The sequence below is a fragment of the Flaviaestuariibacter terrae genome, from assembly GCF_054777635.1.
The window spans coordinates 410,958-436,851 of sequence record NZ_BAAHAL010000008.1 but is presented as its reverse complement, the minus strand read 5'-3'; the positions used below and the strand labels follow the sequence as shown (position 1 = coordinate 436,851).

The window sequence follows — 25,894 nt, the reverse complement described above, 5'->3', positions numbered from 1 at the left end:
GTTGCGCTAGCCTGCTTTTCCTAAGGTCGTAGTATCTTTAAGGCCACCGGCCAGCGCAAAGCCCTGTCCGTTATGCGCTATTACGGAAACCTGCTGCTATGACAAAAAATAGATGGAAGTACCTTTTTCAGAACAACTGGAAGTTGCTATTACAGGCCTTCTTTTTGGTATTTGGAACAATTTGGCTATCAATTGAGTGCCCAAGTGCTTTGAGTGTTGATGTTAAGGAATTTGTCGATTCATTGGATCCATGGGCTTTGATAATATCGGTATTTGCATCACTTATAGCTGCCATTTGCATTGCTTTTCCTAAAACATCGTTCACAAAACAATTCAAAAGCGCTCAAACTAGTATTTCTTTAAGAGTTGGGGATCTGTTAGAGGAGGATGAGGATATTGTAATAGGTAGTAGTGATTTTTTCGACTTTAGTTTTAATCAAACTACTGGAGTGTCGGTTAAAAGTCAATTGATTTCCCGGCTATTCAACAACGATGTTGACTTTATAAATAATCAGATTGACAAAAGTCTCGAGGGTAAAGACCATATTGCTTTATGGGAAGAAAACAAGCCTTTCGGCCGAAAATTTAGATATCCGGTGGGGACAGTCGCAGTTCTGCAACACCCACAAAAGAGGGTGTTTGTCGTTGTACTAACTAAATTATCGTATCAAGGCAAAGAAAAGCAAACTCAATCTGATCCGATACTGTTAAACCAGGCACTAAATGGACTTTGGGAGAAAATAGGAATTGAGGGTCGAAAAAAGAAGTTTTCTATCCCGGTTTTAGGTGCCGGCCTTGGCAATGTAAACCTATCTCACCTGCTAATAGTCCAAAGTATAATCCTCTCGTATGCAATCTTTGCCAGGCGATCAAGGATTTCAAGAGAGATGTCCATTGTCATTAGTCCCAAGGATTATAACCCTTCAGATTTTGAAGAGGCCATACAATTCATGAAATCCTTGCAAATTTAAGCCTGACAATCCGCCTCTTGAAAAGGCCGCGGGCTGCTTTGAACAGCGCATAACAGGGGCTGTTGCGCTAGCCTAGTTTACTAAAGTTCAAGTACTTTGCAGTTCGACCGGCCAGCGCAAAGCCCTGGTCGTTACCCGCAATGCCTTGAACCAGCTTTATGCCCGAAATGATTGGCAGGAGAACTGCCCTAAATACTTACGCTTCCCTTCCTAGAGCAAACTGGCGGACCCAAGAATTTACCTATCCACCAATTCTGGACAATTATTACCTATCTGGTGGGGAAGGGGCCGACAGCGTTCGGCTCGCCGCGGTTACTAATGGCCTTACTGAGCTGCTGCAGCTAATGTCCATCAATGAAGTCTTGTTTTTTGGCGACACCAGTGCGCCTTGGCTGTTCCGGCAAGGACCGTTCCAAGACCATGTCCGGGCTGCTCGAATGTACCTTCGGAAGCTTGGTGCCGCAAAGAATTATACAGGTGGCTTTGTGGTTGAGAGTACTGAGTTACTTTCTTTTTTGCCACACATCTTTTGGCTGACCAGAGCCAATGCGGTTTCATTCGATGTCAATTTTATTGATCGGAATGAAACAATTCTTTGTCATCCCTGTAAGTATTTCAATCTTCACTTTTCGACCAGGACGCCAGGGTCAGACAAAGCATTCAAAAAGGCGATTCCAAAAAGTGGACTTAAGCTCGTTGGCCCTTGCTAATGGAACAGGCGTGCTTCGAGGCACTGCGGGTAACAGGGGCTGTTGCGCTAGCCTAGGTCGTTTCATTTCATATCTTCACTAAGCTAGACGGCCGGCGCAAAGCCCTGGTCGTTAGCAGCCACCTACTGTTCTCTAATCTAAGGGGAATGAAATGTAATCAATCAGCTATATAATGGTTCGCCTTTTGTGTTTTGTCCTTGTTTTATGCGCCACACACTCATTTGCGCAGCTTCCTGACTCATTTGTAGTACGTTACTATAAAGGCTATACTCCTTTCAGCTCTGGTAACTACGATATAAACGAAGTCACGAAGTTTACTAAGTCCAATGACACTCATTTTTTGATTACGAGTCATTATGAGTTGCGGAAAAGTTTCGACTCGGCAAGCAGAAGGTCACGAGTTGACTCCAATCAAATTAGAGTTAGGAAGCTAATTGTTTCGGAGGAAGTAGTGCGAAGGCTTCTATCCAATCTGAATGAGTCTAAGGACAACTATAGAACTGATTATGTAAAAAGGTACCTAACGGCAATTCGTAAAAAGGATGTACTAAAGGTGACTAAAGATTTTCATATGGTTTGCTGTTGTGGTGGCATGGACAGAGCTGAACTTAAGGAAACGCTTCGTAGACTTAATGCATCTGACAATTTGGATTCGTTTTTGAAACTAAACCGACCTGACCTAAATATCGACCAGGTTGTTGTGGATGCTTGGGACGGCTTTACGATCTCGGTTTTCTACGGATGGGATATTGTGGAGTATCGAGGGCGATTCTTTGAACTGTTTGGTCAACCCGTATCACGTTACAATATGACAGATTATTCCAGCCGCAGGAAGATATTGAATCTCGAAATAAACGAGTCGATAATGGATCTGCTACCGCGACGTTCCAGACTGCGCACTGCATTAAATCTCAATAGCCTTAAACAGCGATACATAAAATGGTACTTGGATAGGCCCCGATCGCTTAGGAAGACCATTATTTGAGCGTGTCAAAAGGCAATTCCACCTCCCATTTGACCGGCGGCGCATAACAGAGGCTCTTGCGCTAGCCTGCTGTCTCAAAGCAAAACGCTAACTTAGTTCGACTGCCAGCGCCAAACCGCAGCAAGCCGACCTTACAAAACACTCAAGATCTCAGCGATGGAATTCATAGTCGTTTTTTCGATTATTGGAGTATTGATCGGCTTTGCGCTGCTTGAGCGGTCTAAAGCAGGTCGCCTGAAGCGGACGGGTGTCCCGGTGCCGGGGACTATTGTCGCAAATGACGTGCGCAAAAGCGCAGGCAATGACAGGTATCGAATGGGCGGTAATCTGAATGAGCCAACCGTTACTTTTTTGACCATCGACGGGAGGGAAATCACAGGTAAGCCGGTCGTCGGCTTTGTCACCCAGTACCGACTCAATCCACCAATTCCGGTCATTGTGGTATATGATCGTGCGAACCCGCAACGTTTTACCATCGACTTCGAACGTTCTTTCAAGTAACGCGATCTCCTGATGGAGGCAATGCCCGAAACAGGGTTGTTGCGCTATGGCCTTCAGCAACTTCGTTATTTACTAACTTCATTCCCGGCCACGGCGCGCAGAGCCTTAGTGGTTAGGTGCAACCCATGAGACTCCAACTGATCATGCTGTCGTTTTTGTTTAGCTGCGTCACTGCGGCCCAGGAAGCATGTCCATCAAACCCAAACCCGCTGACGACATTTCCCCAGTGGCGATGGCTGGACAGTGCGTTTAATCTGTCCCACGCTAATGACGTTGAGTTGCGCATGGTTTCCCTGTCTCACCGGAGAGGGGATTGCCAATGCTTCCTGCTGGCACAGGCAAATGGGGAATGGACAGCTCGCATGTTTAAACTGCTGATTGTCGATAGTTCCTTTGCTTACGTCGAAGTTGCAGGTTCCGGATCGGCAGACAGTCTATGGGCCCAACTGAAATCACTGGGACTGCTTCAACTGAAGGGTATGTCGAAGCTGCAGGAGCTGGTAGACAAAGATCCCGGCTGGGTCCTGGATGGCAAGCTCTACGAATTTCAATTGATCAATAAACCTGGCCAGCGTCAGTTCTACTATCAATCCCCCGAAGCTTACGCGCGCCACTTTACCGCTGTTGAAGACTTTGCAAGAGCGGAGGCTGTTTTAGGTGCGATCTATAGGTTTTTCGGTCTTCCTAAGTAGACATGCGGGCGCGTCAGCGCCTGACACAAAAAAATGATGGCGTAGTCGTAAAACGAAAAAAGCCCGGTCTTGTTAACCAGGCTCTGTGCGTTTTGATCTTATCTTACTTTTCTCTGTGCTTTCGCTTTCTTCTGCGCTGAGCTTTTCCGTTGAGTGGGCTTGTTCTTCCTGTTCTTAGCCGTCTTTTTCGACATATAATTAAATTTAAGGTTGCTGAATTAGGTATTTCTGGCTGCGGGATAGTTCTTCCTGGTCATCCACGGTGCTCCTATTAGCAACCGTTCAACCAGGCCATAAGCAGGTAAAGATATGCCTATAAACCTGAATACGATCTTCGATCAGGATTAGCAGTCCGAGCATATTGCATGCCTTTGCCGATAATACCGGGTCAGGAGGCGCGACGGCCCGACTTTGACAGGATCCGGGAAGATACCCGGACTGACTGTGCACAACTGCGGTGGTTACGTTAGCCATTTTCCCTCCTTTCATATCACGCATTAGGTCACTGCCAGCGTTAAGCATTGGTCGTTAGCCGCTGTCTGAAGAAAGGGCCGGTTGCACTGGCCTCCCTATGTTCCTGTCTTCACTAAGTTGCCAAAGGGTCAATTCCCGGTCGCTCACAACGGATGCTGTAGCGAAGCCTTCTTTGCTAAAGTTGAAGTATCTTTCATTCACCGGCCACAGCGCAACGCCATGACCGTTATCCACAAGCAGTGAAGTACCCGTATAAACTATTTCTTTTTGGAATTTCAATCCTGCAGGGAGGCCGGGGCTTATTTGCGCAAGCGCGGCCGTTCGACACGCTATTTATTGAGCGACACCTGACTGCGGATTTTTACCATGCGCTGTTCCAGGACAACCGGCCCCATTCGCCGTACTATTCCCTGCTGACAGACTTCGGGCGCGTCGACGTTGAAGGTCGGGGGCATTTGATGCCTAACGCGAAAACGGTGCTGCCAGCAAGCCAGTGGCTTCGTATTTACGCATTTCGGGGAAGCTATTTTCTGTATGCTCCCTCTGACTGGGGTAATCATACAAGAATATCGTTTTTGGAGGGCCGGATGAGTTTTGAAGATGCGGAAGGGATCGTCCAATATGTGACGACAACTCCTGTACGTCCCGCCAGGCAGACATTCCAGGTACAATTGAAAAACGCAAACCTCGGCTCTGTTCTTCGGATAAAGTTGCTTCCCAATAACAGCGATATCGCGGTATTTGAGTTTCTTAGCGCTGATCATCCGCACCTGGTGTTTCTTATGGTGCGCAAAGAAGCAGCGGCCAGGTATCCAATCATTGTTAACTACTGTCCCACTCAGAAAGTAAGCGAGTTTGCATTCCCTTCTGGCAGCGTGCAATAGTCTTAATCGGCCTACGGCGTATCAGGCAGTCTTCAGCATCACCATAATTGGACTGCCTTGTCCATGCGAACTTTACAGAGCCCCGACCGCAAATCACCTCCTTTTTGACGCGATCCTCCCTTATCAGTCTGCTGGTTCTGTGATACGTTTGGCCTACAAATCAACAACTCAACTTATGGCACTTATCAATCCGCACATCAACTTCAACGGCAACGCCGAAGAGGCATTCAATTTTTACAAATCGGTATTTGGCGGAGAGTTCGCAATGGTCATGCGGCTGAAGGATCTTTCAAGCCCCGACTTCCCGGTAGCGGAAAACGATGCAGATAAGATTATGCACATTGCCCTGCCAATAGGCAACAACGTTTTGATGGGAAACGATGTTCCGGCAAGCATGGGGCGCGTAGATGAAAATGAGAACCGTTCTAAAATAGCCATCACCGCACAAAGTCGTGAAGAAGCCGACAAGCTCTTTACCGGGCTTTCAGCAGGCGGAACGATTGAAATGCCCATCGGCGATAGTCCCTGGGGTTCCTATTTCGGAATGTTCCGCGACAAGTTTGGTATTGAATGGATGGTGGATTTCCCGAAAAAATAGCCGCATACGGGAAGACCGTACGTCTACGTGCCGGTCGGCGTAAGCAGGGCCGCAGCAACCGCTGCGGCCCTGCCGTTTTTACCAGCCATCCCCGTCGAGCATATTGCCCAGTCCGCCAAGGATCGAGCCTTCCTCCTTGCGACCGCCGGCGGAGCCGTACTGAAGCACGCGGCTTGCGAGGCGCGAGATGGGCAGCGACTGGATCCACACGGTGCCGGGTCCGCGGAGCGTGGCGAAGAAAAGGCCTTCGCCGCCAAAGAAGGTATTCTTGATGCCACCGATAAACTGGATATCGTAGTTGCACGAAGGGGTGAAGGCAACGATACAGCCGGTGTCGATCTTGAGCAGCTCGCCCGGTTGCAGGTGCCGCTCGATGATGTGGCCGCCCGCGTGCACGAAGGCCATGCCGTCGCCCTCGAGCTTTTGCATGATAAAGCCTTCGCCGCCGAAAAGCCCCGTGCCCAGCTTGCGCTGGAACTCTATGCCGACGCTGACGCCGCGCGCGGCGCAGAGGAAGGCGTCCTTCTGGCAGATCATCTTTCCGCCAAGACGCTGCAGGTCGAGCGCGATGATCTTGCCGGGGTACGGAGACGCGAAATACACCTTGCGCTTGCCGTTGCCAGCCACGTTGGTGTAAGCCGTCATAAAGAGGCTTTCACCCGTGAGCATCCGCTTGCCGGCCGACATCAGCTTGCCGAAGAGACCCGCATTCTGGTTGGTGCCGTCGCCGAAGATGGTTTGCATCTGGATGCCATCGTCCATCATCATGAAAGCGCCGGCCTCGGCTACGGCCGTCTCCTGGGGGTCGAGCTCGATCTCGACGCATTGCATTTCTTCACCGATGATCCGGTAGTCGATTTCGTGGGAAGTCATGTAAAACAGTTTGAGGTTTGTAGTTTGTTGTTCGTGGTTTGCTCCGCCCGCGCAATGACGTCCTTCGACAGGCCCAGGATGCCCGGTTGCCCGCTGTCACCCTGAGCGCGGCCGAAGGGGGCAGTGGGCGTGAAATTACAATCTCCGCCAACGCGTTTTTGTTAATTGTGTCAACCCTGCTTTTCGCATTGCCAACGAGGGTTTCCGGGTTATTTCCGGGATGGCCGGTACGCGCGTCCGTGCCGAATGGCGTATTTTACTCCCTTCTTACTCCCACTAAAACTTTCATGGTTATGAAACGTACTGTTTGGATACTGGCCGGCTCGCTGCTCCTTGTTGCTGCGGCCCACAGCCAGGCCCGCCTCGTTGAGAAAGTAACCCGGCAAGGATCCGAGCTTGTCATTCCTTATGAGAAGTACGTGCTCCCCAACGGGCTCACGCTGCTGGTGCACGAAGACCACAGCGACCCCGTGGTGCACGTCGACATGACCTACCATGTCGGCTCCTCGCGCGAGGAGATCGGCAAGAGCGGATTCGCACACTTCTTCGAGCACATGATGTTCGAAGGGTCGGAGCATGCGCCGAAGGGCACGTTCGACAAGCTGCTTCCCAACAACAACGGATCGACCAATACCGACCGTACCAACTACTACGAAACGATCCCGCCCAATAAGCTGGAGCAGGCGATCTTCCTCGAATCGGACCGCATGGGTTTCCTGCTCGACGCCGTGACGCAGAAGCGTTTCGAAGTGCAGCGCGCCACCGTAAAGAACGAGCGTGGGCAGCGCTACGACAATGCGCCCTATGGCCTTGCCTACGAGGTCATCTCCAAGAACCTGTATCCCTATGGACATCCTTATTCGTGGATGACCATCGGCTACCTCGAAGACCTGAACCGCTCCAACGCCGAAGACCTCAAGAATTTCTTCCTGCGCTGGTACGGCCCCAACAACGCCACGCTGACCATCGGCGGCGACGTAAAGCCTGCCGACGTGCTCAAGCTCGTGGAGAAATATTTCGGCGCCATCCCCCGCGGCCCCGAAGTGTCGCCCGTAAAGGTGCCCTCGGTGCAGTTGTCCGGCGATCGGTATGTAACGCATGTCGACAACTACGCCCGCCTGCCGCGCCTCTATGTAACGCAGCCCACGGTGCCGCTCTACCACCCCGACATGGTGGCGCTCGACTGCCTCGCCGAGATCCTCGGCCAGGGCAAGAACTCGGTGCTGTACCAGACGATGGTGAAAAAGCAGCTGGCGCTGCAGGCTTCGGCTTTCCAGAACAACTCCGAGCTGGCCGGCATCTTCGCCTTCGACGTGGTACCTGCAGCCGGTAAAACGCTCGCCGACATGGAGAAGCTGCTGCGCGCCGCGCTTGACTCCTTCGAAGTGCGCGGTGTGCGCGATGAGGACATCGCCAAGTTCAAGGGCGCGCAGGAAGCCCAGTTGATCAACGGGCTGCAAAGCGTATCGGGCAAGGTGACGCAGCTGGCCGCCTACCAGACCTTCACCGGCAACCCCAACAAGATCGCCGGCGAGCTCGCCGAGATCCGCGCGCTCAAAAAGGAAGACGTGCTCCGCGTATACAACCAGTATGTGAAAGGTAAAGGCGCCGTGTGGCTCAGCGTGGTGCCCAAAGGACAGGAGGGGCTGGTGGCGCACGAGCCCAACTTCAAGATCGACTCGAGCCAATACGATAAGCCCGACTTCGGTTATGGCGGGCTCAAATACATAAAGGCGCATGAAAGCTTCGACCGCGGCAAGCTCCCGGCCGCAGGTACCGTGCCGCCCGTGAAAGCACCCGCCTTCTGGAAGAAGGACTGGGCCGGCGGCCTCCGCAGCATCGGCACCTTCAACGACGAAACACCGACAGTGGCCATTTCGCTGTTCATCCCCGGCGGGCACATGGCATCGGCCAACGATAAATCGAAGGCTGGTCTCGCGAGCCTCTTTGCCGCCATGATGAACGAGGATACCAAAGACCACAGCGCCGAGCAGGTCAGCCAGGAGCTTGCGCGTCTTGGCGCTTCGATCTCCGTGTCGAGCGGCCTCAACGGCGTTACGATAACGGTACAAAGCCTGAAGAAGAACATCGATCCCGTGCTGGCCCTGATGCAGGAGCGCCTCTTCAGCCCGAGCTTTACGGAAGCTGCCTTCAACCGCATCAAGAACCAGCGCCTGCAGGGTTTCAAGCAGATGAAGTCGCAGCCCGCGGCCGTGGCAGATGCCGTGTTTGCCCGACTCAACTACGGACCCGACCATATCTTCGGCATCAGCCAGAACGGTACCGAGGAAACGGTGAAGAACATCGAGCTGAAAGACATCCAGGATTACTACAATAACTACATGACCTCGCAGGGCGCACGCCTTGTGGTGGTTGGCGATATCCGGCAACCCGAAGTGGAAAGCAAGCTGGCGTTCCTGAAGAACCTTCCCAACAAGAAAGTAACATTGCCCGCTGTGACGGCCGCACCCGCCGTTGCCAAGACGCAGGTATACCTGGTGGATGTGCCGAAGGGCGCGCAGACCGAGTTCCGCGTGGGCTATGCCACCGGTATGAAGTGGGACGCCACGGGCGACTACTACCGCTCCGTGCTCGCCAACTACACACTGGGCGGCAACTTCAGCAGCCGTCTCAACCAGAACCTCCGCGAAGACAAGGGCTGGACCTACGGCGCCAGCTCGCGCTTCAGCGGCAATCCCTATGGCGGCGACTTCCGCTTCGCCTCGGGCATCCGTGCCGACGCCACCGACAGCGCGCTGCTCGAGCTAATGAAGGACGTGAATGAGTACGTGGCCAACGGTCCCAACGATGCCGAGCTGGCCTTTATGCGCGACGCCGTGGGCCAGGCCGACGCGATGCGCTATGAAACACCCGCCCAGAAGCTGGAGTTCATCAGCCGCCTCCTCGAATACAACCTCCCGGCGAATTATGCCGAGCAGCAGAACCGCATCCTCAATACCATTACGCGCGCCGATATCCAACGCGTGACGCAGCAGCGCATCCAGCCGCAGAAGCTCAACATCCTGCTTGTGGGCGACAAGGCGCAGGTATTGGAGAAGGTGAAGAAGCTTGGCTACGATGTCATCGAGCTCGATGCCGATGGCAAGCGCGTAGGGGAGAAGAAGGAGTTTTGAGAACAGCATAACAGGAGAACAGCAGAACAAGGAACAAGGAACAAGGAATGAGGAAGGGCCGTGCCGGAAGGGCGGCCTTTCCCATTTATCCGTCATCCCGAGCGTATCGCTATGTCGGCTGCAGCCTCGCTGCCGTCACGGGTTCAACGTGGCTGGAGCGTGAAGGCGGCCATGATTCGCGGGGCCCCATTCGCAAAGGCTTCGGGCTGCGATGCAGATTGTATGGGGCTCAGGCGCGTGTTGCCTCCGCATCGTCATCCCGGCCGCCTGCGGCCGGGATCCTGCGCGTTGAGGCAACTTCGCGATCTTTCATTCTCGCCTGCGGCGCGGAGCCTGCTTCGCACAGGCATCGTCAGGCCACAATCGCCTGCGGCCGGGATCCTGCTTCCCACAGGCATCGTGAGGTCACAACCACCTGCGGCCGACTCCGGGGGTTGAGGCAACTTAGCGATCTTTCATTCTCGCCTGCGGCCGGGATCCCGCGCGTTGAGGCAACTTAGCCATCTTCATTCTCGCCAGCCGCGGGGATCCTGCTTCGCACACGCATCGTCAGGTCACAACCGCCTGCAGCGCGGATCCACGAGACAGGTTGATATCGTCACATCCGTTTGGAGGTGGCCGGGATTGCTGCGCCTAGTCTTCATCGCGCCGCCCTATTCCCAGGCGGCCGCTTGCGCCTCCTTTGTATTTTTTTAACAAATGCCGATTTTCCTTGATAAGTGGTAAGCCCGGCCGGACGGAAAACAGTAATTTACAGCCCTTATATCAAAACTAAAATCCCTTTGATAATGATCAAACGCAATGTACTGGTGCTGGCCGGTTCGATGCTGCTCTTTGCCGGGGCGGTACGCGGACAGGCGAAACTGGTGGAGAAGGTCACCAAGACAGGCTCCGAGCTTGTCATTCCTTATGAGAAGTACGTGCTGCCCAACGGTCTGACCGTGCTGGTGCACGAAGACCACAGCGACCCCGTGGTGCACGTGGACGTTACCTACCACGTGGGCTCCGCCCGCGAGGAGATCGGCAAGTCGGGCTTTGCCCACTTCTTCGAGCACATGATGTTCCAGGGCTCCGACCACGTAGCCGACGAGCAGCACTTCAAGCTCGTACAGGCCGCCGGCGGCACCCTCAACGGTACCACCAACCAGGACCGCACGAATTACTTCGAAACGGTTCCGTCGAACCAGCTGGAAAAAATGCTGTGGCTCGAAGCCGACCGTATGGGCTTCCTCATCGACGCCGTAACGCAGAAGAAGTTCGAGGTACAGCGCTCCACCGTGAAGAACGAGCGCGGCCAGAACTACGACAACCGTCCCTATGGCCTCGCCAACGAGACGACCTCCCGCAACCTCTATCCCTATGGCCACCCCTACAGCTGGATGACCATCGGCTACCTCGAGGACCTCAACCGCTCCGATGCCAATGACCTCAAGAACTTCTTCCTCCGCTGGTACGGCCCCAACAACGCCACCGTTTCGGTTGGCGGCGACGTAAAGCCGGCCGACGTGGTGAAGCTCGTAGAGAAGTACTTCGGCTCCATCCCCCGCGGCCCCGAAGTAACACCGGTAAAGGTGCCCGCCGTAGTGATCGACAAAGACCGTTATGTAACGATGGTCGACAACTACGCCCGCCTGCCCCGCCTGTACTACACGCTGCCGACGGTGCCCAACTACCACTCGGATATGGTGGCCCTCGATTGCCTCGCCGAGATCCTCGGCCAGGGCAAGAACTCGGTGCTGTACCAGATCGCCGTCAAGAAGCAACTGGCCCTCAACGCCACGGCCTTCCAGAGCAATTCCGAGCTGGCCGGTGAATTTGAGTTCGACCTCGTGCCCGCCGCCGGCAAAAGCCTCGGCGACATGGAAAAGCTTCTCCGCGCCGCCTTCGATTCGTTCGAAGTACGCGGTGTAACCGACGAAGACATCGCCAAGTTCAAAGGCAGCACCGAAGCCCAGATGATCAACGGCCTCCAGAGCGTATCGGGTAAGGTAAGCCGCCTCGCTTCCTACCAGACCTTCACCGGCAATCCCAACAAGATCGCCGAAGAGCTCGCCGAGATCCGCGCCCTCAAGAAGGAAGATGTGCTCCGCGTATACAACCAATACGTGAAAGGTAAAGGCGCCGTTATCCTGAGCGTGGTGCCCAAAGGCCAGGAGCAACTGGTTGCCGCCGAGCCGAACTACAAGATCGACTCCAGCAACTACAACAAGCCCGACTACGGCTATGCCGGTCTGAAATACAACAAGGCCAAAGACAACTTCGACCGCTCCAAGATCCCCGCTGCCGGCCCCGCGCCTGTGGTGAAAGTGCCCGCCTTCTGGAAGAAGGACGGCGCCAACGGGCTCCGCATGATCGGTACCGAAAACAGTGAAGTGCCGACCGTAGTTGTATCGCTCTTCATCCCCGGTGGCCACCTCGCTTCGGCCAACGACCTGTCGAAGGCAGGTGTTGCCAGCATGTTCGCCGCCATGATGAACGAAGACACGAAGAACCACACAGCCGAGCAGATCAGCCAGGAGCTGGCCAAGCTGGGTGCGTCGGTCAACGTTTCGAGCGGTCTCAACGGCATCACCATCACGGTGCAAAGCCTGAAGAAGAACCTCACACCGGTGCTCGCCCTGATGCAGGAGCGCATCTTCAGCCCCAACTTCACCGAGGCTGCCTTCAACCGCCTCAAGAACCAGCGCCTGCAGGCCTTCAAGCAAATGAAGTCGCAGCCCGCCGCCATCGCCGACGCCGTGTTTGCGAAGGTGAACTACGGTGCCAACCATATTCTCGGCATCAGCCAGAACGGCACCGAGGAAACGGTGAAGAACATCGAGCTGAAAGACATCCAGGATTATTACAACAACTACATGACCTCGCAGGGCGCACGCCTTGTGGTCGTTGGCGATATCAAGCAGCCCGAAGTGGAAGCCGACATGGCTTTCCTGAAGAACCTGCCCAACAAGAAAGTGGTCCTCGCCAAGGTTGATCCCGCACCGGCTGTCGACAAGACGAAGGTGTATATGGTGGATGTGCCGAAGGGTGCCCAGACAGAGTTCCGCGTGGGTTATGCCACCGGCCTGAAGTGGGACGCCACCGGCGACTACTACCGCGCAGTGCTGGCCAACTACGCCCTCGGCGGCAACTTCAACAGCCGTCTCAACCTGAACCTCCGCGAAGACAAGGGCTGGACCTATGGTGCCAACTCCTCCTTCACCGGCAACCAGGTTGGTGGTGAGTTCCGCTTTGCATCGGGCATCCGTGCCGACGCTACCGACAGCGCGCTGTTCGAGATCATGAAAGACGTGAACGGCTACGTAGCCGGCGGCCCCAATGCCGAGGAAGTTGCCTTCATGAAAGATGCCATCGGCCAGTTCGACGCCCTCCGCTATGAAACACCGGCCCAGAAAGCCCAGTTCATCAGCCGCGTGCTCGAGTACAACCTGCCCGGCAACTACACCGAGCAGCAGAACAAGATCCTCAAGAACATCACCCGCGAAGACCTCGCCCGTGTGGCCCAGCGTATGATCCAGCCGCAGAAGCTCAACATCCTGCTGGTTGGCGACAAGGCCAAGGTGCTGGAGAAAGTGAAGAAACTCGGTTACGAAGTGATCGAGCTCGACGCCGACGGCAAGCGTGTTGGTGAGAAGAAAGAGTTCTAAGCCTCCCCAAACCCCTCCGAAGGAGGGGCTTACATACCGAACGACAAAAGCCGCTCCGAAAGGGGCGGCTTTTTTATTGCCGATTACCGATTGCCGTTTTCCCGACAGGAGGCATTCTTTTTGTCGGGGTTGTCCCGATGAAGCACATGAAACTTGGCGAGCGCCTGCTGAAAGCGCTGAATAAGAAATTTGCCCCCGCGGAAACAAGGCAGCTGAAGGTGGCGGGCTACGACATCCTGGTAACGACCAACGAGGAGGGCCACGCGGTGCAGGCTTTCGTGGGCAGGGCCGACCCGCATGGAAGCATCCGCGGCGACCGCTTCGCGCGCACCCTCAAATGGGACGCCGACGGCAACCTGGTCAAGGATCACTGGGACCGGAAAGGCAAGGCAACATGACGATCTCAGATCTTAGATCTGACATCCGCGATCCGACATCCGCGATCCGACATCAAAAAAGCGGTCCGCCGGGGCGGAACCGCTTTCACTTATGAACGGAAATAACTGCCTTAGGGCGCGAAGAACGGCGTCACGATCGTAACGACCTGCTGCATCGTCAGCGGCTCGTCGAAGGCCTCGGAGGCGCGGTCGGCGCTGATGCTGCTGGTAACGATGTTGACCCCTGCCTGCGTGGTCACCTCTTCGCCGTTGTACGACGCCTGGATCGCCGAGTTGAGGCTCGCGTTGCCGGTGTCGATATTGCTTTGGTTGAGCGTGATCCAGGGTTTTACCTGGCCGGCTGCAAGAGTACCGCTGGCGCGGCGCATCTGGCGGATATGCGATGCGTGGCGGGCTTCCACCGAATGGATGTTGAGCGCGGCGGTCAGTACATCGTTGTTGCTGATCAGGTTCGGCGCCTGGCCTTTGTAGGCGCGTACACCGGTGTCCTCAAAGGTTTGCGCAACGGCCAGGAACACGCCGTAGTTGGTGAACGTGTTGTTGCCCAGCGGGCCCGTGCCGGTGCCGCCGCCGGCCGAGAAGTCGAAGTTGGGGCGGGCGATGGGCATGCCGCCAAGCTGCGTGATGGCGGTGCGGAGGAAGGCCACGTGGGCATTCTCATGGTCGCGGATCGTTGTGAGCGCGCCGGTGGCAGCGCCTGCCGGGATAAGACCCGAGGCCGCAACGCCGCGTGTATAGAATTCGGCTTCGAGGTATTCGAGCTTCAGCGCGAAGTTGAGCACATCAACGATCGCCGTCGTGCTCTGGCCATAGGCCTTGCTGAGGAGGCTGCCCAGTGCGGTGGGAATCGCTGCGAGCGCAAGCGTTTTGCCGATCGTGCCGAAGCGCTGCATGATGTTGCGGCGCGTGTCGACGCGGTCATACACCTCGGGATCCACTTTTTCGATCTCGTTGAAAATATTCTGGAGGTTCATGGAAATCTTGTTTTAGTTAGTGGGAAGGTTATTGGCATTGACCGGCGTGCGGAGGTAGGCACCTGCGATGGCCAGCACTTCGGCGGGCGTGCGCGACTTGTCGAGGCCGTTGCCGTCGATCACCTCGCTGTTGGCGAAGGAGCCGTTGCTGATCAGGTCGCGGATCAGCGCGGCGTGACGGGCTTCGACGGATACGATCTTACCGGCCAGCGTCAGGTAGTCGGCACTCGTGAGCAGCTTGCCCGCGCCGTTGTAGGCCGACACGCCGAGGTCTTCGAATGCTTTTGCCGTAGCCAGCACGGAGTCGCGGTTGCTGAAGTTGATGCTCGTGAAATTGACCTCCAGGTTCTGAATGGCATTGGAGCCGAGCGCCGATTTGAAGAAGTCGCGGTGCGCGATCTCATGGTCGCGGATGTCGCGGAGGTACTCCGTTTCCATCGCGGTCATACCCGAGAAGGGCGTCAGCATCACCTGCGTATAAAACGCGGCTTCGAGCTGCTCGAGGGCGTAGGCGTAGTTGAGTACGCCGGTGTCGCCGCTGCCGAGGTTAACGGCGTTGTCGCTCATCACGGGATCGCTATCTTTCTTGCATGCCTGGCCGAGTACCATCGTGGCGGCTGCAGCGCCGGTAAACAGCAGGAACTTGCGGCGCGGAATCGGCTTGTGCAAAGGGGTGCCTGCCGGCCCGGGGGCCGTTTGTTGCTCATCCATACTTCGTATGTTTAAAGGGGTTTTAAAAAAGTGTTTCTGAGTGAGGTACGGGAATGCGAAACATTTGGTTTGGGTATTCGCACCTAAAACCTGACAATTACCATACTCCGCCCCATCACCTCCTTTTCGTTTAACGATCGAAGTGAGGGCCGCCGGTTTGCATGGACGGCTGGGGCCCGCACCCGGGCGATGTGCGTAGCGGCTTCCGCATAAAATAAGCGGCCCCGCCGAAGCGGGGCCGCTGCCATACTAAGAGAGATATCCATCCTTATACTTCACTCACCAATTCTTTTTTGGCGGCAACGGTACGTTGCTGGCCGAGCCATACTCTCCGGCCCTGGATCCGGCGCACCAGGAACATCAGGCCTACCGTGAGGAAGAACAACGGACCGAGGAAGCCCAGCAGGGCAACGAACTTGGTGCCGTAGAAATGCTCCATCGGGCGGCGGAGACGCTCCGAGATGAGGTACATGCTGGGCACCATCACCAGCGTCAGGAAGAAGGCGAAGATAAGGCCGAAGATGATTGTCCAGGAAAGCGGTCCCCAGAACACCACGCTGTCGCCACCGAAGAAGATATTCGGACGCAGGTGCTGGAACGCGCCGACAAAGTCGATGTTGAAGCCCACGGCCAGCGGCAGCAGCCCCAGCATGGTGGCCAGCGCCGTCAGCAGCACCGGGATGATCCGGATCTTGCCCGCCTGGATCGCCGCCTCGCGGGTGCGCATACCGCGCCCACGGAGCTCGTCGGTGAACTCGATCAGCAGGATGCCGTTCTTGACCACGATACCCGCCAGGCCAACCACGCCCACACCGAGCATGATCGTAGCGATCGTCATACCGGTAACGGCGTAGCCGATGAGTACCCCGATGATGGAGAAGAAGATCTCCGTGAGTACAATGAAGGGCTTCGACATCGAGTTGAACTGCATCACGAGGATCAGGAAGATGAGGAGCAGGGCTGTAATAAGCGCGCCCACGAGGAACTTGCCTGTCTCGAGCTGCTGCTCGCTCACGCCGGTCTGGCGCACCGTTACGTCGGGCGGTATCGGGTAGCGCTGCTTGAATTGCGCAAGCTTCAGGCCGAGCGCGTCGTTGATCTTCTGCGTTTGCTTTTCATCGAGCACGTTCGACTGCAGCTGGATGGTGCGCTTCAGGTTCTTGCGGCGCACGCCTCCCGATGTATTGGTATAGTCGATGTGGGCGATGGCGCTCAGCGGCACCTGCTTGATGGCCATCGTGTTGAAGTCGCGGAATGTGATCCGCATGCTCATCAGGTCGGTGATGTTGTTGCGCACGAGGTCGTTGTAGCGAAGCTGGATCTTGTATTCATCCTCGCCTTCCTTCAGCTTGCTTACCTCGCGGCCGAATACCGCCGTACGCAGCTCCATGCCCACCTGCGCCGTCGAGATGCCTTCGAAGAGGGCCTTCTCGCGGTCGACGGTGACGGTGATCTCGGGGTTGTTGAGGTCAACGTCGGTGGTGAGCCGCTCGATGCCTTCCACGCGGTTGGTGTCGATGAAGTTTTTGATGTCGGTGGCCACCTTGGCTATGTGGTCAAAGTTGTCGCCGATCACTTCCACGTTCACGGGTGCCTCGGTCGGCGGGCCATTGTCTTCCTGGTTCACGGTCACCTGCGTGCCGGGGATTCCCTGCACCGCCTGCCGCACGGCATCGAGGTACGGCTTCGTGCTCTTGCCGTGGCGTTGCTCGAATTCAACAAACGATACCTGCACGCGGCCCAGGTTGGGCTGCACGGAGCGGTTGTTGTCGCGCGGGTTGTTGGCGCTCACCGCCACGTTGGCGATGATGCTTTCGACCAGCGAGCCGGGCGTGCCGGGCTTTTCCTTCGCCAGCACATTATATACGCGGCGCTCGAGGAGCTGCGTTACCGAGTCGGTTGTTTTGATATCGGTGCCCACGGGCATCTTGAGGTATACATAAACGAAGTGCGGATCGCCGCTCGGGAAGAAGGTAGAGCCGTTGCCGCGGGCCACCAGCATCGCTACCGACACCGGGAAGAGGAGAAACAGGCTCACGAGCAGCCAGGCCGGGCGGCGGCCCACCAGCACCCAGCGCAGCAGCTTCTCGTAGCGGTTCATGAGGCGCGGAAGTGCCGTATGCTGGAAGTAGTAAATGACATCGCGCAGCACAAACACGTTGAGCACCGACAGCAGCGCCAGGAACAGCAGGAAGTTGGCGGAGCCGTGGAAGCCGAAGAGGTGCAGCAATACGCCGAAGCCGATCGCCGTCCAGAACCAGGGGCTGCGGAACAGCGCGCGCTTGGGTGTTTCGTACTCCTTGCCCTCGGGCTTCATGAAGCTCACCGCGAATACCGGGTTGAAGATGAAGGCCACGATCAGCGAAGCTGCGAGCGTGAGAATCAGCATCGTGGGCAGGTAGATCATGAACTTGCCGATCAGCCCCTTCCAGGCCAGCAGCGGGAAGAAGGGCGCCAGCGTGGTAAGCGTACCCGCGAGTACCGGGATGAACACTTCGCCTGCCGCTTCCTTCGCCGAGCGCACGATGGGTACTTTGCCGTTGGCATAGATCCGGTGCGTGTTTTCGATCACCACGATGGCGTCGTCCACGATGATGCCCAGCCCGAAGAGCAGCGCAAACAATACGATGAAGTTGAGCGTAACGTTGGTGCCCACGATCCAGTCGGCCACGGGCAGGAAGAGAAAGGCCACGAATACCGAAAGCGGTACCGACAGCGCCACGAAGAACGCGTTGGTGACGCCCATGAAGAACATCAGCACCACGAGCACGAGGATAAAGCCGATGATGATGGTATTGACAAGGTCGTTGAAGGAGGTCTTGGTCTGCTTGCTCATGTCGCCGGTGAATACGGCGCGGAGGTCGGGCGGCAGCTCGCCTTTTTTCTGCATGTCGGCGATCGCTTCTTTCACGTGGTCGGCGGCGTCGATGAGGTTTTCTCCCGAGCGCTTCACGATGTTGATGGTGATCACCGGCTTGCCGTCGAGGCGGGCATAGCTTTCTTTCTCCTTGCTCGTATCGCGCACTTCGGCGATGTCGCGGAGGTAGATCGGCGCGCCCTGGATGTTCTTCACCACGATGTTCTGCATGTCGCGGGCCGTGATAAACTGGCCCTTCACGCGGAGCGTGCGCTTCATGCTTCCCACCTCGATCTGTCCGCCCGAGATGTCGCGGTTCTCATAGCTCACGGCATTGGCGATATCGTTGAAGGTGATCTTGGCCACCTGCGCCTTGTACGGGTCAACATTGATCTGCACCTCGCGCTCCGGCGCGCCCACGATGTCGGCGCGGGTAATTTCCTTGAGCTCCTCCACGCGGTCCTGGATGTCGTCGGCAAACTTCTTCAGCTTCACCGGGTCGTAGTTGCCCGAGATGTTGAGGAACATGATCGGCATCTCCGAGAAGGCGAACTCCTGTACGTCGGGCTCCTGCGTTAGGTCCGTGGGCAGGTCGCTGCGGGCCTTGTCTACGGCGTCTTTCACCTTCTGCTTCGCGATATCGGTCTTGACGTCGGTCTCGAACTCCACCGTGATCAACGAGTAATCCTGCTGCGACACGGAGTTGACCTTGTTGACCTTGGCACCCGAGATCGATTTGATCTGCTTCTCGATGGGGCGGGTTACGAGGTTTTCAATATCCTTGGGCGAGTTGCCTACGTACACGGTCACCACCGAGATGGTAGGTACAACGATGTCGGGGAACTGCTCCTTCGGCATCGTGTTGAACTTGTACAGCCCGTAGCCCGAGATAAGGAGCGCCAGGATGTAGATCACGGTGCGGTTGTCGACAGCCCAGCTGGTCGGCCCGAACTGCTTGAAGTGCTTTCCGAAGCCTTCTTTTATCTTTTTCATACGAATCTTTTTGGTCAATGGTCAATAGTGAACCGGGCGCCTGGAATGAAGCAGTCACCATTCACCGTGCTATTTTGCAATCGCGATCACCTGTCCTTCATAGAGGTCCTGGTAGCCTTCCGTGATCAGCTGGTCGCCGGCGGAAAGACCGCTCTTCACCTCGATGCGCTCGCCATACGATTCGCCCACATTGATGGCGCGCCGGCGGGCCAGGGTTTTGGCGCCTTCCTTAGCAAGCACGTATACATACTTGCCCTGCTCGTCGCTCTGCACCACGTTGAGCGGTATCGTCACCACGTTGGCGTTGTTATAGTCCTGGATCTTCACCTGCACCACCTGGTTGGGCTTCAGCGCCGGGTCGGCGGGCACATGGGCCTCTACGACAAAGCCGCGTGTGTCGGCGTTGATCGACTGGCTGATGAGGGCGATCGTGCTGTTGATCGTGCGGTTGATGTCGGGGAGGTAAATGAGTACCGGCGTTCCCTGCTTCACACGCGAGAGGTAGTTCTCGGGGATGTTGGCCGTAACCTTGAGCGAGGAGTTGTTGACGATCTTGATATGCGGACCCACCGGGTTGGCGGCAAACATTTCACCGGCATGCACGGTCACTTCGTCGGCAACGCCGCTTGTCTCTGCATATACGTTGCTCAGGTTGGCGGCTTCGCGGAGCGTGGCGATCTGGCGCTCGGCGTTGGTCACCTGGCTGCGCGCCTGGATTAGCTGCACCTCGGTGCCGATGTCTTCCTTCCACAGCTTCTGCTGGCGGTTGTAGAGATCGCGGGCAACGGCGAGCTGGGCCTCGGCCTGGGCTACCTGCGAGCGGGCCACTGCGTCATCGAGCTTCAGCAGCAGCTGGCCCTTGCGCACATGGTCGCCCTGCTTTACATACACGGCCTTCACGAGTCCGCCACCGTTGCGCGGCGCGGCATAGGCGATGTTATTGCTTTCCACCTTGCCCTGCAGCTCGATATAGTGCATGAAGTTGTCGGAGCCGAGCGTAAGCACGCTTACGAGCTTGGCCGGCGCCACTGTCGACGGGTCGGCCTTTGCGATCTCCGCCTCGAGCGCCGCGATCTGGGTGCCAAGCTTTTGCTGCTCGCCGCGAAGCTTTTCGAGCTCGGCTTTTTTATCGTTTACAGAAGCGTTGCTGTCTTTTTTGGCGCCGTTGCAGGCAGCGAGCGCCAGCAGGAGAATTATTGCGGGGATGATTCTTTTCATGGTAATTCTTTTATTGAGTGCTGGTTCTGGTTTATGGAAGTTTGCCGGTTGCCTTCAGGAAGTCGATGCGCGCGTTGATGGCGTCGTAGAGCGCATTGTAGTAGTTCGACTGGGCCACGCGGAGGTCGGCGTCGGCATTGGTGATCTCGGTCTGCGAGCCCGAGCCGATCTCGTATTTCCTGCGCGTCTGGTTGTATACTTTTTCCGCAAGCTCCATGTTGCGCTTCTGGTTGTCGAGGGTGGCCAGCGCGTTGATGAAGTTGTTGCGCGCGGTTCCGGCCTGGTTGTCGATGTTCTGCTTGAGGCCTTCCAGCAGGTTCTCGGAGCGCTGTAGTTCGATGCGCGCTTTCTGCACGCGTGCGGCGCGGGCAAAGCCATCGAAGATGGGCACCTGTACGTTCAGGCCTACCGAGGCGCCCCGGTTGTACGGACCGCCGAAGCCGAAGTTGTTGGCCTGGCGCAGCAGGCTGTAGTTGGAGGTGAGGGCCACGGTGGGGAAGTAGGTGAGCTGGTAGCGCTTCACGTTGAAGCGTTGCAGCTCCATGGCCTTCTGCAGGTACTGGTAATCCTTGCGGTCTTCGTATTTGTATTCCGTTGCCTCGAGGATGCCTTCGCGCACCTGCTCCAGGCTTACGGTATCTTTCAGCAGCAGCGTGTCGCGGTACGACATGCCGAGGAGCGTCTTGAGCCCGAGGTAGCCATTGTCGACCATGTTCATCACCTTCTGCCGTTCGGTCGAAAGGTTGGTGAGCTGCACGGTCACCTTGTCGATGTCGAGTTTTTCGGCGAAGCCGGCCTCGTAGATCTTCCGCGTATCGGTAGAGAGCTTCTGCAGCCGTGCGATGTTGGCATCGATGATCTGCACCTGATACTTTGAGGCAGCCAGCTGGTAATAGATCTTGTATACGTTGGCGCGAACGCTTTCCTCGGTCACCTCGGCGGCTTTCTGCGCATACTCTATGGATGCGCGGCGGGCCTGCAGGCCTACGAACACCTGGCCTTCGAAGAGCAGCTGCTGCAGCGACACGCCGAAGTTGTTCTGCCACTTCGTGCCGAAGGCGGCATCGATAAAGCCGACGTCGCTGGGCGTCGTGATCGTGTTGCCCTGGCCGTCTTTCACGCCTTCATGGGCCAGCACGCCGTAGGTGCCGAGGGCAATGAAATTGGGGAAGCGCTGGGCGAGCACCAGCGGGTTGTAGGTGATCCCCATATTGCCGTTGACCTGTGGGTAGGCGGCCGCGGTGATCTCCCGGTTGGTCTGCTCCTGGAGCTTTATATCGAGGAGGGCGTTCCTGACCTGTATGTTGTTTTTCTTGGCAAAGGCAGCGGCCTCGGCGGCGGTTAGTTCGTAGCGGCCCTGCGCATGCAGCCCGGAGGCGCTTCCGAGGAGCAGCAACAGCAGCCATGCGGCGAATCTTGGTGTCATCTTCTCTATTTTTTGGTTCGTTGTTTCTTATACTTTTCGATCAGCCGTTCGCCCTTCGAGGTGGCAATGCCGTAGAGGAATACTTCCATCAGCTGCCATTCCACCTGCCACAGGTTGTTGCGGCTCATGGGAAAGATGTCGAGGTTGAAGGCCATCATCATGCTGGCGATCCGGTAGCGCGTCAGGATTTCCGCATCCAGCTCCTCCCGGTACAGGCCCTCGCTGATACCGCGCCTGATGTTATTCAGGATCATCCCGTAGAGGAATTCGTTCTGGTAGGCCTTGAACTTGCTGAACGTTGGGGCATGGTACTTTTCCATGTCGAACAGTACGGCGGGGTTCATGGTGTTGAACATTTCCTGTACGCGGTCGAAGGCAAGGAACACCTCGTGGATGGCATTGTCGGCGCTGGCCTGCGACTGGCAGCAGCCTTCTTTGTTCTCTTCCATGATGCGGGTGAACACGGCGCTCACCAGTTCTTCCTTGTCGGCGTAGTAGAGGTAGAGGGTTTTTTTCGACATGCCGGTCTGGGCGGCGATATCGTCCATGGAGACGGATCGGATCCCGTAGCGGTTGAACAGCTCGTGGGCACGAACAAGTATGCGTTCTTTGGGTTCCATAACGGGCGCAAAACTATGGAAACTTTTTTCGTTACCAAAGTTTCCAACAGGTTTTTTTGGTGAAATACCCATTTTGGCGGATGAACTGCGGCCCTACCTTTGTTTTATGGACGACCGTCTTAAACCCCCGCCCGACCGGTTTCGTTTCCGGAACCTGTTCCAGTATTTCCTGCAGGGGCTGCTCATCATGGCGCCCGTGGCCGTCACCGCCTGGGCCGTGTACTGGATCGTTGATTCGGTCGACAACCTCATTCCCATTTTCGTGGTCAAAGGCGAAGACGGCCGCGTGGTCATCCGCAACTACGGCCTCGGCTTCGTGATCATCATCGCCGTGGTTTGCCTTATCGGCTACCTCTCCAGCTTTTTTATCCGCAACCGTGTGTTCGCGCTCTTCGATTCGCTCCTGAGCAAAACACCTGGCGTCCGTTTTATCTATTCGACCGTCAAGGATTTCACCGACGCGCTCGGTGGCGAGAAGAAGAAGTTCAACCGCCCCGTGCTCGCCAATATCGACGACGCCGACGTGTGGCGCGTGGGCTTCATCACGCAGGATCATGCCCGCGACTTTGGCTTCGAGGGCTACGTGGCGGTGTACATCCCGATGTCGTACTCGATCGCCGGCAACGTATACCTGCTGCCGCAGGAACGCGTGCGGCCCGTGTCGAACATCAACGCAACGGATGCCATGAAGTTTGCCATCAGCGGCGGCGTAACGCACGTGGAGGAGGAAAAACACCCCCATGATCTACCGAAAAACGGCCCTGCTGCTATGGGCTAGCCTGCTGACCGCGCTCCCTGCGCACTCCTGGGGCTTCTGGGCCCACAAAACGATCAACTACTACGCGGTGTTCGGGCTCCCGCCGCGGCTGCTGGCCTTTTACAAGCCGCATATCCGCTACCTGTCCGACCATGCCGTCGACCCCGACATGCGCCGCTACCTCGTAGCTTCCGAAGGCGCGCATCACTACATCGACATCGACCGCTACGGCGCGCCGCCCTGCGACTCGCTGCCAAGGCGCTGGGACAGTGCCCTGGCCCGCTACGGCCGCGACACGATCGAAGCCAACGGCATCGTACCCTGGTGGGTGCCCCTGGTGCAGCGGCGGCTCACCGAGGCTTTCCGGAATGGCGACAAGGCCCGCATCCTGAAGCTCTCGGCCGAGATCGGGCACTACATCGCCGACGCGCACGTGCCGCTCCACGCCAGCAGCAATCACAACGGGCAGCTGAGCGGGCAGGAGGGGATCCACGGGCTCTGGGAAAGCCGCATCCCGGAACTACTCGCCCCGGAGGGCTGGAGCTATGTTGTCGGGCATGCGGACTATGTGCCGAATGCTTCGGCCTTTATCTGGGAGCGCGTGCTGGAAAGCGGCCGCGCGGCCGATACCGTGCTCGCCGCGGAACGCGCGCTGGCCCTGCTTTTCAAAGGAAACAAATGGAGCTGGGAGGAGCGGAAGGGCAAGCTGGTACGCCAGTATTCGTCGGTCTATGCGCGGGCCTACAACGCCCGCCTCGGCGGCATGGTGGAGCGCCGGATGCGGCAGTCGATCTATGCCGTAGCCTCGTTCTGGTACAGCGCCTGGATTGATGCCGGCCAGCCGGACCTGGGCACGCTGACCGACAAGCCGCTGTCGGCGGAGGAGGAAAAGGAATTTGAGCGCCTGCAGGAGGCGTGGAAGAACGGGAGCATGAAGGGGCGGCAGGAAGATTGAAAAAAAGGTTTTGGAAGGTTTTGGGGTTTTGAAGGTTTTGTGAGGACTTATACAAACTTCATTGCGCGGCAGCCGGCGCGCAGCGACGGCAACAAAGCAATTTCTTCGGGCCTTCGCTGCAGTGCAATGGGCTTCAGCGCCAACCGTGACGACGTTTCTGTCCGCTTCGCGGCTTTCTTGTTTTGCTTCTTTTCTTCGCGGTTCAATCCCTTCTTTTACTTGTTCTGCCTTATTCTTCCGAAACTGTTCGCCTTCTTCCTTTTTACAAAGGCGGATATTTGCCGCAAACAAACCGACCGTGGCACAACTCCATAACTTCAACGCCGGCCCCTCCATTCTTCCGAAAGAAGTATTTGAAGAAGCCTCCCGCGCGATCCTCGACTTCAACGGCACCGGGCTTTCGATCCTCGAGATCGGGCACCGCACACCGCTGTTCCAGGCCGTGATCGATGAAGCCGTGGCGCTGCTTCGTGAGCACATGCAGCTGCTCCCGGAGCAGGAGGTGCTCTTTCTGCACGGTGGCGCTTCCACGCAGTTCATGCAGGTGCCGATGAACCTCCTCGACGAAAAGGCGCGCGCGGCCTACACCGATACCGGCGTATGGGCTTCGAAGGCCATCAGGGAAGCAAAGCTCTTTGGCGGCGTTGATGTTGTGTGCAGCTCCAAAGACCGTAATTATACCTACCTGCCGAAAGAGTGGAGCGTCGACGGATCGGCTGCGTATTTACATCTCACGACCAACAATACCATCTACGGCACGCAGTGGCAGGATCTCTCGCCGTTTTACAGCAAGGGTGTTCCGCTGGTAGCCGACATGAGCTCCGACATCCTGAGCCGCCGCCTCGACTTCACCAGGTTTGGCCTTATCTACGCCGGCGCGCAAAAGAACATCGGCGCCGCGGGTGTCAACGTGGTGGTTGTCAATAAAGAGATGCTCGGCAAGGTTTCGCGCCCGCTGCCCACGATGATGGATTACCGCAATCACATCGAGGCCGGCTCGCTGCTCAACACACCGCCGGTATTTGCCATCTACGTATGCCTCCTCACGCTGCGCTGGCTCAAGGCTGTCGGCGGCATCGCCCACATCGAGCAGGAGAACGAGCGCAAGGCGAAGCTGCTCTACGATACCATCGACAGCATCCCGCTGTTCAAGCCCACCGTAGCCAAAGAGGACCGAAGCCGGATGAACGTTTGCTTCGTGATGGAAGATCCCGCCGTCGAAGCCGACTTCCTCGCGCTCTGCAAGCAGGAAGGCATGGTAGGCGTGAAGGGTCACCGCTCCGTCGGCGGCTTCCGCGCTTCCTTGTATAATGCATTGCCCTACGAAAGCGTCGTTGCCTTCACCGACCTGATGAAGCAGTTCGCACAGAAGAAGTCGTAAATAATCTGCTAATGGGCTGGTCTGCTAGTCTGCTAATAGGAGAGGCCGTACTCAGGAAAGCAGAAAAGTTATGTATTGGGGAGCGCTTTAGCAGACTACAGCATTAGCAGACTAGCAGATTCTTCTTACGTTTGC

The 25,894-nt window shown here is 56.6% G+C and carries 20 protein-coding genes; 12 read left to right on the top strand and 8 right to left on the bottom strand.

Going from position 1 to position 25,894, the window contains the following annotated elements; genetic code table 11:
* Positions 1-98: 98 nt before the first annotated feature.
* The 6 genes from ACYU7Z_RS09965 to ACYU7Z_RS09940 all read left to right on the top strand — a co-directional run bounded on the left by ACYU7Z_RS09965 (position 99) and on the right by ACYU7Z_RS09940 (position 5,815).
* On the top strand, positions 99-971 hold the full coding sequence (locus ACYU7Z_RS09965) for a macro domain-containing protein (RefSeq protein WP_460569961.1): 873 nt from the start codon (positions 99-101) through the stop codon (positions 969-971).
* A gap of 158 nt (positions 972-1,129) precedes the next feature.
* Positions 1,130-1,681, top strand: a complete 552-nt coding sequence (locus ACYU7Z_RS09960) for a hypothetical protein (RefSeq protein WP_460569959.1) — start codon at positions 1,130-1,132, stop codon at positions 1,679-1,681.
* Positions 1,682-2,822: 1,141 nt separating this feature from the next.
* Positions 2,823-3,167: a DUF3592 domain-containing protein gene (locus ACYU7Z_RS09955; RefSeq protein WP_460569957.1), complete on the top strand. Its 345-nt coding sequence runs from the start codon at positions 2,823-2,825 to the stop codon at positions 3,165-3,167.
* A gap of 125 nt (positions 3,168-3,292) precedes the next feature.
* Complete coding sequence (locus ACYU7Z_RS09950; protein ID WP_460569955.1) at positions 3,293-3,859, top strand: hypothetical protein; 567 nt, start codon at positions 3,293-3,295, stop codon at positions 3,857-3,859.
* Positions 3,860-4,572: 713 nt separating this feature from the next.
* A complete protein-coding gene (locus ACYU7Z_RS09945; protein ID WP_460569953.1) occupies positions 4,573-5,217 on the top strand; it encodes a hypothetical protein in 645 nt (214 codons plus the stop codon).
* A gap of 175 nt (positions 5,218-5,392) precedes the next feature.
* On the top strand, positions 5,393-5,815 hold the full coding sequence (locus tag ACYU7Z_RS09940) for a VOC family protein (RefSeq protein ID WP_460569951.1): 423 nt from the start codon (positions 5,393-5,395) through the stop codon (positions 5,813-5,815).
* A 78-nt stretch (positions 5,816-5,893) separates the two neighbouring features.
* Here the strand turns inward: ACYU7Z_RS09940 and ACYU7Z_RS09935 are convergent, their stop codons facing one another.
* Positions 5,894-6,688, bottom strand: coding sequence for an AIM24 family protein (locus tag ACYU7Z_RS09935; protein ID WP_460569949.1), 795 nt, complete (start codon positions 6,686-6,688; stop codon positions 5,894-5,896).
* Positions 6,689-6,981: 293 nt separating this feature from the next.
* Here ACYU7Z_RS09935 and ACYU7Z_RS09930 point away from each other — a divergent pair, with 293 nt between their 5' ends.
* The 3 genes from ACYU7Z_RS09930 to ACYU7Z_RS09920 all read left to right on the top strand — a co-directional run bounded on the left by ACYU7Z_RS09930 (position 6,982) and on the right by ACYU7Z_RS09920 (position 13,867).
* A complete protein-coding gene (locus ACYU7Z_RS09930; RefSeq protein WP_460569947.1) occupies positions 6,982-9,822 on the top strand; it encodes a M16 family metallopeptidase in 2,841 nt (946 codons plus the stop codon).
* A gap of 788 nt (positions 9,823-10,610) precedes the next feature.
* Positions 10,611-13,469: a M16 family metallopeptidase gene (locus tag ACYU7Z_RS09925; protein WP_460569945.1), complete on the top strand. Its 2,859-nt coding sequence runs from the start codon at positions 10,611-10,613 to the stop codon at positions 13,467-13,469.
* 137 nt (positions 13,470-13,606) lie between these two features.
* The gene (locus ACYU7Z_RS09920; RefSeq protein WP_460569944.1) at positions 13,607-13,867 is read left to right on the top strand and encodes a hypothetical protein; all 261 of its coding nucleotides are present in this window, start codon (positions 13,607-13,609) and stop codon (positions 13,865-13,867) included.
* A 110-nt stretch (positions 13,868-13,977) separates the two neighbouring features.
* Here ACYU7Z_RS09920 and ACYU7Z_RS09915 read toward each other — a convergent pair whose 3' ends face one another.
* The 6 genes from ACYU7Z_RS09915 to ACYU7Z_RS09890 form a co-directional block, all read right to left on the bottom strand.
* Positions 13,978-14,841: a ferritin-like domain-containing protein gene (locus tag ACYU7Z_RS09915; RefSeq protein ID WP_460569942.1), complete on the bottom strand. Its 864-nt coding sequence runs from the start codon at positions 14,839-14,841 to the stop codon at positions 13,978-13,980.
* 12 nt (positions 14,842-14,853) lie between these two features.
* Positions 14,854-15,552 (bottom strand): ferritin-like domain-containing protein, encoded by a 699-nt coding sequence (locus ACYU7Z_RS09910; protein ID WP_460569940.1) that lies wholly within the window; start codon positions 15,550-15,552, stop codon positions 14,854-14,856.
* Positions 15,553-15,820: 268 nt separating this feature from the next.
* The gene (locus ACYU7Z_RS09905) at positions 15,821-19,402 is read right to left on the bottom strand and encodes an efflux RND transporter permease subunit (RefSeq protein WP_460569938.1); all 3,582 of its coding nucleotides are present in this window, start codon (positions 19,400-19,402) and stop codon (positions 15,821-15,823) included.
* 69 nt (positions 19,403-19,471) lie between these two features.
* A complete protein-coding gene (locus ACYU7Z_RS09900; RefSeq protein WP_460569936.1) occupies positions 19,472-20,620 on the bottom strand; it encodes an efflux RND transporter periplasmic adaptor subunit in 1,149 nt (382 codons plus the stop codon).
* Between the two features lie 31 nt (positions 20,621-20,651).
* Positions 20,652-22,046 (bottom strand): TolC family protein, encoded by a 1,395-nt coding sequence (locus tag ACYU7Z_RS09895; RefSeq protein ID WP_460569934.1) that lies wholly within the window; start codon positions 22,044-22,046, stop codon positions 20,652-20,654.
* A 5-nt stretch (positions 22,047-22,051) separates the two neighbouring features.
* Positions 22,052-22,666: a TetR/AcrR family transcriptional regulator gene (locus ACYU7Z_RS09890; RefSeq protein ID WP_460569932.1), complete on the bottom strand. Its 615-nt coding sequence runs from the start codon at positions 22,664-22,666 to the stop codon at positions 22,052-22,054.
* A gap of 106 nt (positions 22,667-22,772) precedes the next feature.
* On the opposite strand from ACYU7Z_RS09890, the gene ACYU7Z_RS09885 reads away from it, so the two are divergent.
* The gene (locus ACYU7Z_RS09885) at positions 22,773-23,444 is read left to right on the top strand and encodes a DUF502 domain-containing protein (RefSeq protein WP_460569930.1); all 672 of its coding nucleotides are present in this window, start codon (positions 22,773-22,775) and stop codon (positions 23,442-23,444) included.
* Positions 23,407-24,378 (top strand): zinc dependent phospholipase C family protein, encoded by a 972-nt coding sequence (locus ACYU7Z_RS09880; RefSeq protein WP_460569928.1) that lies wholly within the window; start codon positions 23,407-23,409, stop codon positions 24,376-24,378. The genes ACYU7Z_RS09885 and ACYU7Z_RS09880 overlap by 38 nt, the downstream gene beginning before the upstream one ends.
* A 47-nt stretch (positions 24,379-24,425) precedes the next feature.
* On the opposite strand, the gene ACYU7Z_RS09875 is transcribed toward ACYU7Z_RS09880, so the two are convergent.
* Positions 24,426-24,584 (bottom strand): hypothetical protein, encoded by a 159-nt coding sequence (locus ACYU7Z_RS09875; RefSeq protein WP_460569926.1) that lies wholly within the window; start codon positions 24,582-24,584, stop codon positions 24,426-24,428.
* Between the two features lie 92 nt (positions 24,585-24,676).
* Between ACYU7Z_RS09875 and serC the strand changes: the two genes are divergently transcribed.
* Positions 24,677-25,759 carry a 3-phosphoserine/phosphohydroxythreonine transaminase gene (gene serC / locus ACYU7Z_RS09870; RefSeq protein WP_460569924.1) on the top strand — a complete coding sequence of 361 codons (1,083 nt, stop codon included), beginning with the start codon at positions 24,677-24,679 and terminating at the stop codon, positions 25,757-25,759.
* Positions 25,760-25,894 lie beyond the last annotated feature (135 nt).

Excerpts from the sequence above, each read along its gene's own strand:
- ACYU7Z_RS09905 (WP_460569938.1), bottom strand. The coding sequence starts at position 19,402 with ATGAAAAAGATAAAAGAAGGCTTCGGAAAGCACTTCAAGCAGTTCGGG.
- ACYU7Z_RS09950 (WP_460569955.1), top strand. The coding sequence starts at position 3,293 with ATGAGACTCCAACTGATCATGCTGTCGTTTTTGTTTAGCTGCGTCACT.
- ACYU7Z_RS09900 (WP_460569936.1), bottom strand. The coding sequence starts at position 20,620 with ATGAAAAGAATCATCCCCGCAATAATTCTCCTGCTGGCGCTCGCTGCC.
- ACYU7Z_RS09915 (WP_460569942.1), bottom strand. The coding sequence starts at position 14,841 with ATGAACCTCCAGAATATTTTCAACGAGATCGAAAAAGTGGATCCCGAG.
- ACYU7Z_RS09965 (WP_460569961.1), top strand. The coding sequence starts at position 99 with ATGACAAAAAATAGATGGAAGTACCTTTTTCAGAACAACTGGAAGTTG.
- ACYU7Z_RS09940 (WP_460569951.1), top strand. The coding sequence starts at position 5,393 with ATGGCACTTATCAATCCGCACATCAACTTCAACGGCAACGCCGAAGAG.
- ACYU7Z_RS09935 (WP_460569949.1), bottom strand. The coding sequence starts at position 6,688 with ATGACTTCCCACGAAATCGACTACCGGATCATCGGTGAAGAAATGCAA.
- ACYU7Z_RS09925 (WP_460569945.1), top strand. The coding sequence starts at position 10,611 with ATGATCAAACGCAATGTACTGGTGCTGGCCGGTTCGATGCTGCTCTTT.
- ACYU7Z_RS09885 (WP_460569930.1), top strand. The coding sequence starts at position 22,773 with ATGGACGACCGTCTTAAACCCCCGCCCGACCGGTTTCGTTTCCGGAAC.
- ACYU7Z_RS09960 (WP_460569959.1), top strand. The coding sequence starts at position 1,130 with ATGCCCGAAATGATTGGCAGGAGAACTGCCCTAAATACTTACGCTTCC.
- ACYU7Z_RS09890 (WP_460569932.1), bottom strand. The coding sequence starts at position 22,666 with ATGGAACCCAAAGAACGCATACTTGTTCGTGCCCACGAGCTGTTCAAC.
- ACYU7Z_RS09895 (WP_460569934.1), bottom strand. The coding sequence starts at position 22,046 with ATGACACCAAGATTCGCCGCATGGCTGCTGTTGCTGCTCCTCGGAAGC.
- ACYU7Z_RS09910 (WP_460569940.1), bottom strand. The coding sequence starts at position 15,552 with ATGGATGAGCAACAAACGGCCCCCGGGCCGGCAGGCACCCCTTTGCAC.
- ACYU7Z_RS09955 (WP_460569957.1), top strand. The coding sequence starts at position 2,823 with ATGGAATTCATAGTCGTTTTTTCGATTATTGGAGTATTGATCGGCTTT.
- ACYU7Z_RS09920 (WP_460569944.1), top strand. The coding sequence starts at position 13,607 with ATGAAGCACATGAAACTTGGCGAGCGCCTGCTGAAAGCGCTGAATAAG.
- ACYU7Z_RS09880 (WP_460569928.1), top strand. The coding sequence starts at position 23,407 with ATGATCTACCGAAAAACGGCCCTGCTGCTATGGGCTAGCCTGCTGACC.
- ACYU7Z_RS09930 (WP_460569947.1), top strand. The coding sequence starts at position 6,982 with ATGAAACGTACTGTTTGGATACTGGCCGGCTCGCTGCTCCTTGTTGCT.